Genomic DNA, 12,723 nt, shown 5'->3' on the forward strand with positions numbered 1-12,723 from the left:
ATTTGCATCTACCGGAGATACGGAGCGCGTCGATCCCTCGAAGGCATCCGTGCCGACAACGGCCGGCTCTCCGATCCTGCAGGGGATCGGAGAGCCGACCGCCGCCGCCCCTAATTCTCGGACAGCATGATGACAATGACGACGGGAGCGTCGGGACGCCCCCGGAACCCGAGCCGACGCGCGGCGCCGGAACGGCTCCGCCCCGGACCGGTGGCGGCGGGCCCGGACGACGGAGGAGCGGAGCTGTACGGCCGCGGCCGGGCGGTGCCGTTGCCCCCGCCAGCGTCGAACCGGAGCTCGACGCGCCCCGTTGCCCTCGGCAGTCGAACCGACACCACCACCGTCTGGGACTCGGGCGACCTGTTGCCTACGCCCCCCGACGTCGAGCTCCCCTCCGTCTGCGACGCGTTGGTCGACGCCCGCTTCCCACGGGCCGCACGCCGCTTCCGCTCGTCGGCCGAGACGATCGACTTCCAGCGCTCCCGCGTCAGCCCCATCGCCTCGAGGAACTCCGAACGCAGGTACGGGTCCATGGAGTTGTACTCCCGGATGATGGACGACGGGATGTCGTCGTCGCCGGGGGAATTCAGGGTCACGACAGCCTCCTACGGGCACGGCGGGATCAAACAACGGCGAAGGGAACAGGGAGGAACAAGGTGCGCTGATCTCGCCCCGAGGCTCATCCGGTGACAACAGGTACTCCGCCCGACGCGCGGCCGGACGGGACAACCGATCTGTGCAAATGCAGTACGACGGCATGCCAAAGAAGGCCCACGAATTTCCCAACTGGCTTGCCGATCAAGCGATCCGACGGCCTGTCAGTTCGATCAGCCTTCCATATGCACTCACCCATGTCCAGCGCCATCCGCCCACAGGACATCCCACCGTCCAGCGCGCTCCAATCGCCCCATTTTCACTAATTTTGCACCCCTCTGGGGGGTGACGCAAAAACGGGAGCCGAGGCCCACCCCTCTCACGCATCGCACTCGACAGCCCCCGAGCAAGGTGGTGTCATTCACCGTCAAGCAACTACTGGCGCAACCCGGAGTGCTCTGACGACAAGGACTTTTGACACATTGTCGATGTCAAATATAGCTGCTAGCATGCCTCTGACCAGCATGAACAGCCGCCGACGCACGGGGACGACGGCTCGGCGGAGGGGAACGCCCGCAGTGATCGATGAGAGTGAAGACTTCGGACCCTGGCTCGGGAGGCAGCTCCGACGTCGGGACATGACCCAGGCCGAGCTCGCAACCAGGGTCGGTGTCACCCGTGCCGCGGTGTCCGCGTGGATCACCGGTCGGGCACAGCCGCGACCGGAGACGGTGCGCCAGATCGCCGATGCCCTCGACACCGATCTGACCACCATGTACGAGCGCACGACCGACGCTGTCGCCGCACGGCCGGTGAGCTGGTACCACCGCCGGGCGCATGCCGACGGTGGACGGGAGTTCGGCAATGCGGCGGCGTTCGCCTTCGACGCAGACCTCAGTGTCCTTGCACGCGAGGCGACCCAGAACTCTCTCGACGAGCGGCGTGACCCCACCCGGCCGGTCCGCGTCCAGTACATCCTGCACGAGCTCACCGGCGAACATCGGCGCAGCTTCCTGGATGCCGTGCAGTGGGATTCGCTCAGGACGCATTACGCCGCCGCCGCGAGCACCAACCAGAAGGTCGGCCGCGCGCTCGCGGAGGGGCTGCGGGAGATGGAAGCCTCCGGCTCGCTCCTACTGCTCCGGGTCGACGACTACAACGCCAACGGTCTCACCGGCCCCGAGTACGAGGACGGCCGTTTCGCCGCCGTCGTCCGGCGTCAACTCGACAGCAACAAGGGCGACAACCGCCGGGCCGGCGGCTCCTACGGCCTGGGCAAGGCGACCCTCTGGGCCACCAGCCGGCTCGGCCTCGTCCTCGTCAACAGCACCCTCTCGGTCCCCCACGAGGGCCGCACGGCCAGGCGGTTGATCGGTCGCCTGGACCTACCCTGGCGCGAGGTGGGTGGCGAGGCGTTCGCCGGACCGGCCTGGTTCGGCGAACCGGACAGCGACCGTGCCTTCGAGAACGTCTCCCGCTCCTGGTGGGGCGTCGAGCAGGAGACAGCGAGCCTCCATCTGGAGCGTGAGGGCGAGGACCCCGGCACCTCCTTCCTGGTGGTCGGCGCCCACGACGCCGCTGCCGTCGCGGCCGGGGAAGAGGGCCTCCAGGCCATGCACGACAAGCTCTGCGACTCCTTGGCGGAGAACTTCTGGGCCGCGATGACCGGAACGGACACGGTGCCACCGCTGCTGGAGGCATCGGTCCGGACCCTGCGCAACGGGGCCGAGTGGATCGCGGAGACCCGTGTCAGCCCCGAACAGCGTCGCCCCGCCCTGGCCCGCGCCCTGCGCGCTTACCTGGCCGGAGAGACCGTTACAGAGCTCACCAGCCGGACCGACGTGGTCGAGCGCGCCGTCACTCTCACCGTGCCCCCGCTGCGCACCGCCGGCAAGGGAGCCGCGGCTGTCACCCACGACGCGGTGCTGCTGCTCACACCGGCGGACGACAGCGACCGGACGCACAGTCAGGTCGTGGCCATGCGGGGCAACCGCATGAGGATCACCAACCGCAGGCCGCGCGACCTGGGCCTCGGCGTCGAGCCCTACCAGGCGGTTCTGCTCGCCGGCTTCGCCACCGCCCGCGACGGGGAGGACGTCGCGCGCGCCGAGGCCTTCCTTCGCGCGTCGGAGCCGCCCGAGCACAACCGCTGGGAGTGGACGGAGGAGCTGTCCGACACCTACGTGCGCGGAGCGAAGAAGCGCCTCGACGAGTTCCGCATGGCGACCGACAACGCCGTGCGCGCGATCGTCGGCGCGCGGGCCGTCGCGCCCGCCGACGACGCCGGCCCCGAGCTGCTGCGGAGCCTGCTGAAGCTCACCCCGGCAACCGGCGGTGGCCGGACGGTCGCCCGTCGTGGCCGCGGTTACCCCACCGTCGACGACATCGACGGCGAGGTCGACACCACCGGGGCATGGTCGCTGCGCGTGCGCGTCGCGGTCCCCCAGCAGGACGACCCCTGGCGCCTCTCGCCGACCGCGTGCTTCGGCGCCGGCGGGTCGGGTTCCGGAAGCCCGGTCCGCTGGGCCGAACTGACCGCCACGGAGAACTGCTCCTTCGCCGGTGACGTCCTCGTCGTCGCCCCGGGCGTCCGGTACGCGATGTTCAGCGGCGTCACCGACGTCGACAGCCACCCGGTGTCCGCCGGTCGGACCAACGTCACCGTGAGCCTGCGCAAGGCCGTCGAAGGAGCTGCGCGTCCATGAGCCGGATCATCTACCCCTACGCCGTCCTGAGCGGACGGGTCGAGGTCGAGATCACCCGCGTCCGGGTCGACAGCCGTCCGCTCGACTACGCCAAGATCTCCTCCTCCCTGCGGACCGTCGCCCTCGAAGACGCCGGTCGCGACGACTGGCAGGAGGCGGTGTTCGACGTCCGGGCCGTCCTGCCGGAGGAGGAGATCGCCTACGGCCCCTGGTCCGAACTCGTCTGCGTGGCCGTGCTGGAGGAATCGACCACGAACACCAGGACCGTTCAACGCCTCACCAAGGACCGTGGCTCCGGGGCCTGGCAGGGTTCCGTGCGGCTGCGCCGATCCCGGCACCGTTCCCGGGCCACCCTCGGCGTGCAGGTCGTGGCGGCGGTCGAGGGGGTCCGGGGGCGCATGATCGGGCGGAGCGAGACCGACTGGGTGATCGACCTCCAGGCCGAGATCCCCGTCCGGGACAAGGAGATCCGGATCGTCGAGACCGACTTCCGCGACGGCCCGTACGTCTGGCTGCGCCCCTTCAAGGACGCACCCTGGTTCGTCGACACCTCCGCCGACGCGCCGACTGTCTACCTGAACCAAGGTGTCGAGGGGCTGACCGCTCTACTGCGCGGCAGCAGTACCGTGGAGAAGGCGACGGCCGCTCTCGTCAACGCCCAGATCGTCAGTGACGTTTGGGGGACGATGTTCCACTCGGCCTTGAGCGAGGTCGAGTTGGACGAGGAGGGTCGACCGCGGATGCCCACCGGCTGGCGCGAGTCCGTCCTCGATGCCATGCTCTCCGACGTTCTCCCCGGACTGTCCCCCACCGACGCGGTCGTCGAGCTGCGGGCGCGCCGCGAGGAGGGTTACGGCTGGACCGAGCTGCAGTCCCGCATCCAGTACGCCGCTGCGCTGCGCGCCCAGTTGCCCAAGCAACTCGCCACGACGCTGCGCCTCACCGCCCGCTCGTCCCATGGAGAAGACCGGTGAAATTCGAGCACGCCACCACGGATCGACTTGCCCTGCTGCCCGTGGGGGTGGCCACCCGTCACCTCAACCAGGCCGTTCTGTCCGGAGCCGAGCCGCCCGCCCAGGTCGCTCTGCTGCGCGCCGCGACCGTGATCGCCGACCCGTCGGCGCGGTGGAACACCGAACCGGTCCGGGAGCTGCTGGACCAGGCCATGGCCCGCTTCGCGAGCGACCGCGCCGACGCCGACGCCTGGCTCGCTCCGCGCCTGCACGCAACCCTGCGACTGACCAGGAGCGAGGCCGCCGACAAGGATCTGTGGGCATATCTCGCCATGGTCGTCGCTCCGGACTACGTCCTGTGGCGCCACCTACCGGCAGGCGGTGAGGACGCGCGCCGGACTGCCGTCGTCCAGGCGTCCCGATTCGTGGGAGGCAGCTCCGTCCAGGCGTTCGCCCGGCTGTGGTGGGCCGCCGAGATGTGCCGCGACGGCGCCGACTACCGTCCCGTCGAGGCGGCCTGCGGGAACCAGGACTTCCTCAACACCGCCCTGCGCCTCGGCGTCATGGACCACCGCCCCACTGCGCTGGCCCTGCTACGGGTCATAGAGAACCTGGCCGCTGCCGGTGCTCCCCGACTGGGCGACCAGTTGAACGCGCTGTGCAAGGCCATCGGCATCGCCGGCAGCACCCTGATGTACGAGGTCATAGGGCCCGACGAACTCCCGGACGACGCAGAACTGCTGGCCTGGATCGCCGAGGCCGACTCGGCTCCTCCCGTCGCCTGGGACCGTCTCCCCGACGGCCCCGACGACGGCACCGCCCCCACCGCGTCCGTCGACACCCTCACCCACCTCTTCGAAGACATCAACGTGCACCTGGGCCGGCTCCGCGACCGAGGTCGCCCGTCCGTGCCGATCGGGTGACACCGAACCGTCCTCGCCGCCGGGCGCTACTCCCCTAAGAGTGAGAAGATCGTGAGAGCGTCCTCGTCCGGCTCGGCCCAGCCAGGCCCATCCGTGTCGCTGAGGGCGGGCGAAGCAGGCTTCGATGATTCGCGACGCAGCAGTGCTGGAAACGCAGGCGTCGGAGTGGTCGCAAAGGAAGGAGCGCGACACGTTCGCGCGGCGGCAGACGGCGGCGAGGGTGACTTAGGTCTTCCCGTGGCAGAGTCGGGTGATGGCGGCGTAGACCCGACCGACAACGGCGTCGCTGCTGCGGTGGCGGGCGGCCAAAGCGGCGGCCGTGCGCGGCTCGAGGACCGTAGCGGTCACGCGCACTCCTCCTGTTCGTCGGCGGCAGCAGCGGGGGCACTGCCCTCCAAGTGCCGGCGGCGAATGGTGTCGTACCGCTCGGGTGCCCACTCGACCCATGTGGCTATCTTCTGCCCCAGCCGCTCATCGTACGTGTCCATGCCGGCACTCCCCGGAAACCTCTCAGGTCAGAACTACCTGGTTGTGTACATCTACTGGCACCAGTGGCAGCTTGCATAGCCGACGCTGAGCAGCACGGGCACCCCGCGCTCCCGTGCCTCCGCGAAGGCCTCCGGGGACCAGGGCCACCAGTCGACGGGGTTGTCGGCGTGCTGGAGCAGATACGGGGAGGTCTCGTTCGCGAGGCGGTTCGGCATGGGCCCATCCTGCCCCAAGCGTTCTCAGGACAGCCGGTGCGGCTCGTCGTGGCCCGGGTCAGCGCCGCAGTAGCGGGGCCAGGTCGCGGGTCCAGGTGTCGCGGGTTCGGGTCCAGGTGGCTGCGCAGGTGGCGCGGGACGGGGTGGCCAGGGCTTTGTGCCGGGTCGGGGACGCGCCGTAGACCGCGCAGCGGTGGGATTCCGCGCGGGCCGCCGGCGGGGCGTGCTCGTCGGAGGGGGCGGGGTCGAAGGCGGCCGACAGGTCGTGGGACCGGGCCGCGATCAGGAGTGACTCGGCGCCCTCCTTGCTGCCGTTCAGCATCAGCTGGGCGAAGCGGTCGGCGGCGTCGCCCTCCGCGCGGTCACCGCCGGCCGGGAGGTGCAGTGCGTCGATGAGGGCGTGGCCGACCTCGTGGTAGAGCATCGCGTAGACGAGTTCGGCGAGATCTTCGTCGTGGAGGATGCTCTCGGCGCGGGAGAACAGTTCGCGCTGCTTGCCCAGGTCGTCGTAGCAGAAGTCGATGCGCCGGGCCTGCGGGGCGTAGCCGCTGCCTTCGCCGTGGCAGGAGCGGACGACGACGGTGACCAGGTCAGGGAGGTCGACGTAGTCGTTGAGGCCACCGACGATCATGTCGGCGAGGATCCACTGCTTCAGGAAGCGGGCTTCGTCGCGGTCGGCGGCCACCGGCTTCTCGTAGCGGAGCCAGAACCCCCGCGTGGGCACTGGTTCCTTCGGCATCAGTTCACAGCCGGCGGTCGCCGCCAGCAGCAGCGCCGTCATCGTCGCGCACAGTCCCGGAGTTCTCCACCGTCTGCTCACCGGGTCACCATAAGCGACCGCTTGCCGGTCAACTCCCTCTGAACTAGCTCAGATTCCCTCGCGCTTGTGCGCGTCCCGGCGGACACTTGTGGCACGGTGCCGGAGCTCTCTGAGGGGGATTGCCGATGCGGGACAGTCATCGCGGTGAGGCCGAGCGGCTGCTGGGGCGGGCCGTGGAGGAGGAGTCCCGGCGGGGAGCCGGTGGGGCGGCCGGTACTCCGGAGGCCAAGGCCGCGCTGCTGGCGCGCGGCAGGCAGGCGCTGGATTCGCTCGCGGCGAGCGCCGCCGCCGAGTACGAGGCGTACACGCGCGCGCTGGACGAGGCGGCGGCCGGGGACGAGTCGCTCGGCGAGGCCTTCCGGCGGGCGAACACCTCGACCGCGCTGCTGGTCACGGGAGTTGCGGCCGCTGCCGCGATCGTGGCCGACCTGGCCTTCAGCGTCGCGGTCGGCACGGCCCTGACCACCGGCGCCATCGTGGGCGTGGCCGGGGCGACGGCGACGGTGGTCAAGGTGACGGCCCTGCACCTGCCCGCGGCGAACCGGCGCGCCGGGGAGGCGGGCCGGCCCGGCGGCGCGGAGCAGCTCAAGCTGCAGTGGCTGTCGGCGCTGGAGGTGCGCGGGATACGCCCCTTCCTGGAGCAGCAGCGCAAGGTGGCCGCGGCGCTGCAGGCCCCGCCCAAGGTGAACGGGACCGGCGGCAACGGCGGCTCCGGCGTCAGGCTGCGCGGCGCCAATCGCAGCGCCGAGGCCCGCCGGCGGGCCATGCTGGAGCAGTCCTTCGGGCAACTCCCGGCACTGGAGGGCGCTTTCGTGGGTCGGCGGGCCGAGCTGGCCCGGATCGCGCAGTGGGTGCAGAGCGCCCGGGCGAGCACGGAGACCCGCCCGGTGGTGGTGGTGTTGCACGGGGAGCCCGGGGTGGGCCGCACCACGCTCGCGCTGCACGCCGCGCAGGCGCTGCGGGACCAGTTCAGGGGTGCCTGCGTGGTGAACCTGCGCGGCGGGGGCGCCTCCGAGAGTCCGCTGCCGACGCGCGAGGCGCTGCTGCACCTGATGAACCGGCTCGGTGCGCCGCGCGAGCAACTGCTGTTCCGCGAGGGTTCGTCGGCGGAGCAACAGGTGCGCAGGCTGGGCGAGTTGTACCACCAGCACGTGCAGGGCACCCCGGTTGCGGTGGTTCTGGACGATGCGGTGGACGCCGCGCAGGTACGGATGCTCGTGCCCGAGCGTTCCGAGAGCCTGGTCCTGGTCACGGCCCGGGAGCCGCTGGAGCTGCCCGCCGAGCCGGCGGCCTGGGTGTACCAGCTGCCGGTGACCCGGCTGGCGGAGGAGGCGGGCGCGGAGCTGGTCCGTGCGGCGGTCGCGGAGGCGTCGGGGTCGTCGGGGGCGGGAGCCGCGGGAGCCGGAGCCGCAGGGGCAGGGGCAGGGGCAGGGGCGGCGGCCCCCGTCGGGGCGCAGCCGCCCCCCGGCGGGCCCGCGCCCGCGGCGGCGTACCCGGACGGGACCGTGCGGGCGCTGCTCGCGCTCGGCGCCGGGCTGCCGCTGGCGCTGCGCGTGCTGGCTCCGCTCGGGGACGTAGGGGACGCAGGGGACGTAGGGGACGTAGGGGACGCAGGGGACGCAGGGGACGTAGGGGACGCAGGGGAGGCTCCGCGGGCCGGTGGTTCGCTGGACGCCGCCCTGGACCTGGCCTACGCGGCCCTGCCCGAGGAGCGGCGCCGGCTGCTGCGCCGCCTGACGCTGGCCGGCCGGGCCTCGCTCGGGGCGGCGGCCGCGGCGGCGCTGATCGACGCGGATCAGGTGGAGGCCGGGCGGCTGCTGCGCGAGCTGGCGAGGGCGGGGCTGCTGGACCACGTACGCGGGGACCGGTTCCGGATGCACGACGCGGTGCGGGCGTACGCGGCGGCGCGGCTCGCGCAGGACGAGGACCGGGCGGGCGCCGCGGCGGCGCACGAGCGGCTGATCCGTACGTACGCGCAGCTCGCGGACTCGGTGATCCGGATGGTCGACGGAAAGATGTCGACGCGGGCGAACGCCCTGTCCAAGGCGAGCACGGTCGGCGGGCACGGCTTCGCCTCGCTGGACGCGGCCCTGCGCTGGCTGGACGACGAGTCGAGCTTCATCACGGCGGCGCTGCGGCACTCGGAGGGCGTGGACCAGCAGGCCGTACTGGACCTGCTGGGCGCGCTCTGCGACTTCTGCCTGCTGCGCGGTGACCTGTACCGGCTCGGTGAGATCAACGAGCTCACACAGGCCGTCGACCAGGGTCTGCTGGTCCGCTCGGTGCAGTGGCGTACGGGTATCGCGGCCCGCCAGCTCGGCGAGCTGGACAAGTCCCGCACCACCCTGACCTCGCTGGTCGACCAGTACAAGGAGGCCCGGCAGGAGGCCGGCGCGGGCATGGCGCTGGTCTCGCTCGGGATCACCCTGCACCACCAGGGCAACCTCCCCGAGGCCTCGGCCCGCATCCGCGAGGCGCTGGTGCTCCAGGCTCCGGACGAGCTGGCGGGCGACCGGGCGTGGGGTCTGCACGCGCTGGGCGCGGTGGAGCGCGACCGCGCGCACCTCGCGGAGGCGCTGCGGCTGCTGCGCGAATCCCTCGTCCTGCACCGGGAGAGCGAGAGCGTGCACGGCGAGGCCTGGGCGCACTTGCAGCTGGGCCAGGTGTACCTGCGCCTGGGCGAGGTCCCGCGTGCGGAGGCGGAGCTGCGCCTGGCGCTGGAGCTGTACGGGCGCACGCGCGACGACCGGGGCCAGGCGTGGGCGCTGACCCAGCTGGGGCGGGCCCGGGTGGTCGACGGGGATCCGGGGCCGGCGCTGGAGCGGCTGCGGGACGCGCTGGCCCGGCACCGGGAGGCGGAGGACGCGCGCGGCGAGGCGTGGACGCTGTACTACCTGGGCCAGGCGCTGGAGGAGGCCGGGGAGCGGGACCGGGCGGTACGGGAGCTGGAGCGGGCCCGCACGATGTTCTCCCGGATGCGGGACGTGTACGGGCTGGCGCACGCCCGCCACCACTCGGGCCGGGTCACGCGCGACCAGCGGGCGACGCAGACGGGGAACCTGAAGAACTCCGGCTTCGCCCGTCAGCTGCTGGTGGACGCGCGGGCGGACTTCCGGCGGATCGGGCTGGCCCACGGGGAGGCCTGGACCTGTCTGGAGCTGGCGGTGGTGGACGCGGGCAACGGGCGCACCGCGCAGGCGCTGGACCTGTGCGAGGAGGCGGTGCGGCTGTTCATCTCCTACGGGGACCGGCGCGGGGAGGACTGGGCGCGCTTCCTGCGCTGCACGCTCCTGCCGTACGCGGTCCCGGCGGCCCCGGACGAGGCGCGCACGGAGCTGGCGCGGCTGGCGGCGGCCCCGCATCCGATGCGGGACGGGCGGCTGGAGGACTGCCTGGAGTCCTACACGGTGATCCTGGCGCGCGGGGTCGACCCGGCGGAGGGCTGGCAGGCGTGGCGGCTGTCGCTCGTACCGAACCTGCACTCGCGGGAGATCATGGGCGTCCCGGTGCCGCTGCCCTCGGCGTAGGGCGCGCGGAGACCCGCCGCCCGGCCGCGAAGGCGGGCCGGGCGGCGGTCACCCCATCTGGACGGCCCCTACGGGGCGCGGGTGCCCTCCGCCGGGGCGGGCTCGGGGGCTTCCTTGAAGTCGACGCGGCCCATGTGGCGGCTCATCGACTTCATCAGGCCCCACACCCCGAGGGCGAGGGCCGCGAACACGACGAATCCGAGGAGGCCCGGGGTCACCTTGTTCTTGTCGAAGGTGTCGCCGGCCAGCGGGAGGAGCTGGGCGATTGCTTCGTGCGTAGCGCTCATAGCTACGCATTCTCCCGGATGCCCGCGAAGAGGTCGGACTCGGGGAGGGAAGTGTCCACGAGGGACTTCGCGAGCTCGTACTCCTCCGTCGGCCAGACCTCCTTCTGGATCTCCATCGGGACGCGGAACCAGCCGCCGTCGGGGTCGATCTGCGTGGCGTGGGCGATGAGCGCCTTGTCACGGATCTCGAAGAAGTCGGCGCAGGGCACGTGGGTGGTCAGGGTCCGCTCCTTGCGCTCGAACTCCTTCCACCGCTCCAGCCACTCCCCGTAGGGGGATTCCAGGCCGCGGGCGAGCAGCGCCTCGTGCAGGGCGATGGTGCGCGGCTTGTTGAAGCCCTGGTTGTAGTAGAGCTTCTGCGGCTGGTACGCCGGGCCGAACTCGGCCTCGGGGTACTTCTCGGTGTCGGCCGCGTGATCGAAGGCCACCATCGTGATCTTGTGGGTCATGATGTGGTCGGGGTGCGGGTAGCCCCCGTTCTCGTCGTACGTGGTGACGGCCTGGGGCCGGAAGGCGCGGATCTTCTTCACCAGGCGGCCGGCCGCCTCGTCGACGTCCGCCAGCGCGAAGCAGCCCTCGGGCAGCGGCGGCAGCGGGTCGCCCTCGGGAAGCCCGGAGTCGACGTATCCCAGCCACTCCTGGTCGACGCCGAGGATCTCGCGCGCCTCGTCCATCTCCTTGGCGCGCACCTCGTGGATGTGCTCCTCGATGTACTTGTCACCCTGGAGCTTGGGGTTCAGGACCGAGCCGCGCTCGCCGCCGGTGCAGGTCACGACCAGCACGGACACCCCCTCGGACACGTACTTGGCCATGGTGGCCGCGCCCTTGCTCGACTCGTCGTCGGGGTGGGCGTGGACGGCCATCAGTCGAAGCTGCTCGGTCAAGACAGGATCCTCTTTGAGTCGTCAGGGCGGGCGCTTCTATAGTGACCGAATCGGGAGGTGGAAAAATTCCGGGGGGTCACCCCGGGATCCCGGTGTTCGCCCACCTCGAAGGGAACGATCGATGAGCGCGGTGCGCGAAGAGCTGCCCGAGGGCCGCTACGGCCGGTCGGCGGACGAGCGTGCGGACCGCAAGCTCAAGGTGATCGGCTCCGTCCTCGGGGTCGCGCTGCTGGGTGTGGTCGGCTGGATCGGCTGGGACTACGTGGCCGGGCAGAGTGTCAGTGCCGAGGTCATCAAGTTCAAGGTCGTCTCCGATACCGCGGTCCAGGTGCACCTGGAGGTGCGCAAGGGGGCCTCGGAGACCGGTGTGTGCACGCTGAGCTCGCAGGACGAGGGGCACGGCGAGGTCGGCCGCGCCGATTTCACCTTCACGGAGCCGGACAAGCGCGTGGACCGGATGGTCACGCTGAAGACCACCGGGCGCGCCACGATGATCGAGCTGATCGGCTGTCGCGTGGCGGGTTCCGCGGGCTGACCGGAGGGGTGCCCTGGGGCAGGGCCCGAGGCGGGCTCTGAGGCGTGACCCGAAGGGTGCCCTGAGGCGTGACCCGAGTCGTGCCCCGAGGCGTGTCGCGCGCGTGATCGGACGCACTTCACACACTTGGCGTCCTCCCCCTTTTCTTCCCGAATTGTTAGGCTCGTGGTTTCGTCCGCCGCTGGCGGCTTTGTAGTCCCTGTACCGACGAGGAGCACCCGTGACCCAGACGAGCGAGAGCGTCACCTGGCTGACCCAGGCGGCGTACGACCAGCTGAAGGCCGAGCTGGAGTACCTCTCTGGTCCCGCACGGTCGGAGATCACGATCAAGATCGCGGCGGCCCGCGAGGAGGGCGACCTCCGTGAGAACGGCGGTTACCACGCGGCCAAGGAGGAGCAGGGCAAGCAGGAGCTGCGCATCCGCCAGCTCACGCAGCTGCTGGAGAAGGCCAAGGTCGGCACGGCCCCCGCCTCCGAGGGCGAAGTGGCCCCCGGCACCCTGGTCAAGATCGCCTTCGACGGCGACGAGTCCGACACCATGGAGTTCCTGCTGGCCTCGCGCGAGTACGCGTCCTCGGACTTCGAGACCTACTCCCCGCAGTCCCCGCTGGGCTCCGGCGTGCTGGGCAAGAAGATCGGCGAGGACGCCCGGTACGAGCTGCCGAACGGCAAGCAGGCGTCGGTCAAGATCCTCGACGTCAAGCCCTTCACCGGCTGATCACCCCCCTTTCTTTTCGACCCGCTTTTCACCGCGAAGCCCCGCCGAGCCGCTGCTCGGCGGGGCTTCGCGC

12 protein-coding genes and 1 pseudogene are annotated in these 12,723 nt (G+C 71.4%); 6 read left to right on the forward strand and 7 right to left on the reverse strand.

All coding sequences use genetic code 11. From position 1 onward, the window contains the following. Nucleotides 1-110: 110 nt before the first annotated feature. Nucleotides 111-596 carry a hypothetical protein gene (locus tag AC3IX6_RS13175; RefSeq protein ID WP_489370307.1) on the reverse strand — a complete coding sequence of 162 codons (486 nt, stop codon included), beginning with the start codon at nucleotides 594-596 and terminating at the stop codon, nucleotides 111-113. A gap of 522 nt (nucleotides 597-1,118) precedes the next feature. Here AC3IX6_RS13175 and AC3IX6_RS13180 point away from each other — a divergent pair. The 3 genes from AC3IX6_RS13180 to AC3IX6_RS13190 are packed head-to-tail and all read left to right on the forward strand — an operon-like array spanning nucleotide 1,119 to nucleotide 5,175. After that, nucleotides 1,119-3,299: a helix-turn-helix transcriptional regulator gene (locus AC3IX6_RS13180; RefSeq protein ID WP_489371434.1), complete on the forward strand. Its 2,181-nt coding sequence runs from the start codon at nucleotides 1,119-1,121 to the stop codon at nucleotides 3,297-3,299. Then, nucleotides 3,296-4,273, forward strand: coding sequence for a hypothetical protein (locus AC3IX6_RS13185; protein ID WP_489370308.1), 978 nt, complete (start codon nucleotides 3,296-3,298; stop codon nucleotides 4,271-4,273). The genes AC3IX6_RS13180 and AC3IX6_RS13185 overlap by 4 nt, the downstream gene beginning before the upstream one ends. Further along, complete coding sequence (locus tag AC3IX6_RS13190; protein ID WP_489370309.1) at nucleotides 4,270-5,175, forward strand: DUF6339 family protein; 906 nt, start codon at nucleotides 4,270-4,272, stop codon at nucleotides 5,173-5,175. The genes AC3IX6_RS13185 and AC3IX6_RS13190 overlap by 4 nt, the downstream gene beginning before the upstream one ends. A gap of 225 nt (nucleotides 5,176-5,400) precedes the next feature. Here AC3IX6_RS13190 and AC3IX6_RS13195 read toward each other — a convergent pair whose 3' ends face one another. From AC3IX6_RS13195 to AC3IX6_RS13210, 4 genes and pseudogenes are all read right to left on the reverse strand, one after another. Next, nucleotides 5,401-5,523 carry a hypothetical protein gene (locus AC3IX6_RS13195; protein ID WP_489370310.1) on the reverse strand — a complete coding sequence of 41 codons (123 nt, stop codon included), beginning with the start codon at nucleotides 5,521-5,523 and terminating at the stop codon, nucleotides 5,401-5,403. Continuing rightward, nucleotides 5,520-5,663 carry a hypothetical protein gene (locus AC3IX6_RS13200; protein ID WP_489370311.1) on the reverse strand — a complete coding sequence of 48 codons (144 nt, stop codon included), beginning with the start codon at nucleotides 5,661-5,663 and terminating at the stop codon, nucleotides 5,520-5,522. The genes AC3IX6_RS13195 and AC3IX6_RS13200 overlap by 4 nt, the downstream gene beginning before the upstream one ends. Nucleotides 5,664-5,720: 57 nt before the next feature. Further along, nucleotides 5,721-5,879: pseudogene (locus AC3IX6_RS13205) on the reverse strand (DUF255 domain-containing protein); the annotation flags it as partial. Nucleotides 5,880-5,937: 58 nt separating this feature from the next. Next, the gene (locus tag AC3IX6_RS13210) at nucleotides 5,938-6,699 is read right to left on the reverse strand and encodes a DUF4344 domain-containing metallopeptidase (protein WP_489370312.1); all 762 of its coding nucleotides are present in this window, start codon (nucleotides 6,697-6,699) and stop codon (nucleotides 5,938-5,940) included. A gap of 125 nt (nucleotides 6,700-6,824) precedes the next feature. Between AC3IX6_RS13210 and AC3IX6_RS13215 the strand changes: the two genes are divergently transcribed. Continuing rightward, a complete protein-coding gene (locus AC3IX6_RS13215) occupies nucleotides 6,825-10,226 on the forward strand; it encodes a tetratricopeptide repeat protein (protein WP_489370313.1) in 3,402 nt (1,133 codons plus the stop codon). Nucleotides 10,227-10,294: 68 nt separating this feature from the next. On the opposite strand, the gene AC3IX6_RS13220 is transcribed toward AC3IX6_RS13215, so the two are convergent. After that, nucleotides 10,295-10,513, reverse strand: coding sequence for a hypothetical protein (locus AC3IX6_RS13220; RefSeq protein WP_489370314.1), 219 nt, complete (start codon nucleotides 10,511-10,513; stop codon nucleotides 10,295-10,297). 2 nt (nucleotides 10,514-10,515) lie between these two features. Beyond that, nucleotides 10,516-11,397, reverse strand: a complete 882-nt coding sequence (gene mca / locus AC3IX6_RS13225) for a mycothiol conjugate amidase Mca (RefSeq protein ID WP_250751581.1) — start codon at nucleotides 11,395-11,397, stop codon at nucleotides 10,516-10,518. 121 nt (nucleotides 11,398-11,518) lie between these two features. Between mca and AC3IX6_RS13230 the strand changes: the two genes are divergently transcribed. Together AC3IX6_RS13230 and greA are read left to right on the forward strand one after the other, a co-directional pair. Further along, nucleotides 11,519-11,932: a DUF4307 domain-containing protein gene (locus AC3IX6_RS13230; protein ID WP_489370315.1), complete on the forward strand. Its 414-nt coding sequence runs from the start codon at nucleotides 11,519-11,521 to the stop codon at nucleotides 11,930-11,932. Nucleotides 11,933-12,152: 220 nt separating this feature from the next. Beyond that, nucleotides 12,153-12,650: a transcription elongation factor GreA gene (gene greA / locus AC3IX6_RS13235; protein ID WP_489370316.1), complete on the forward strand. Its 498-nt coding sequence runs from the start codon at nucleotides 12,153-12,155 to the stop codon at nucleotides 12,648-12,650. The last annotated feature ends 73 nt before the right edge of the window (nucleotides 12,651-12,723 follow it).

The organism is Streptomyces sp. GL_141 (assembly GCF_057834385.1).

Coding starts and splice junctions, on each gene's coding strand:
- AC3IX6_RS13215 (WP_489370313.1), top strand. CDS start 6,825: ATGCGGGACAGTCATCGCGGTGAGGCCGAGCGGCTGCTGGGGCGGGCC.
- AC3IX6_RS13200 (WP_489370311.1), bottom strand. CDS start 5,663: ATGGACACGTACGATGAGCGGCTGGGGCAGAAGATAGCCACATGGGTC.
- AC3IX6_RS13220 (WP_489370314.1), bottom strand. CDS start 10,513: ATGAGCGCTACGCACGAAGCAATCGCCCAGCTCCTCCCGCTGGCCGGC.
- AC3IX6_RS13180 (WP_489371434.1), top strand. CDS start 1,119: ATGAACAGCCGCCGACGCACGGGGACGACGGCTCGGCGGAGGGGAACG.
- AC3IX6_RS13230 (WP_489370315.1), top strand. CDS start 11,519: ATGAGCGCGGTGCGCGAAGAGCTGCCCGAGGGCCGCTACGGCCGGTCG.
- AC3IX6_RS13185 (WP_489370308.1), top strand. CDS start 3,296: ATGAGCCGGATCATCTACCCCTACGCCGTCCTGAGCGGACGGGTCGAG.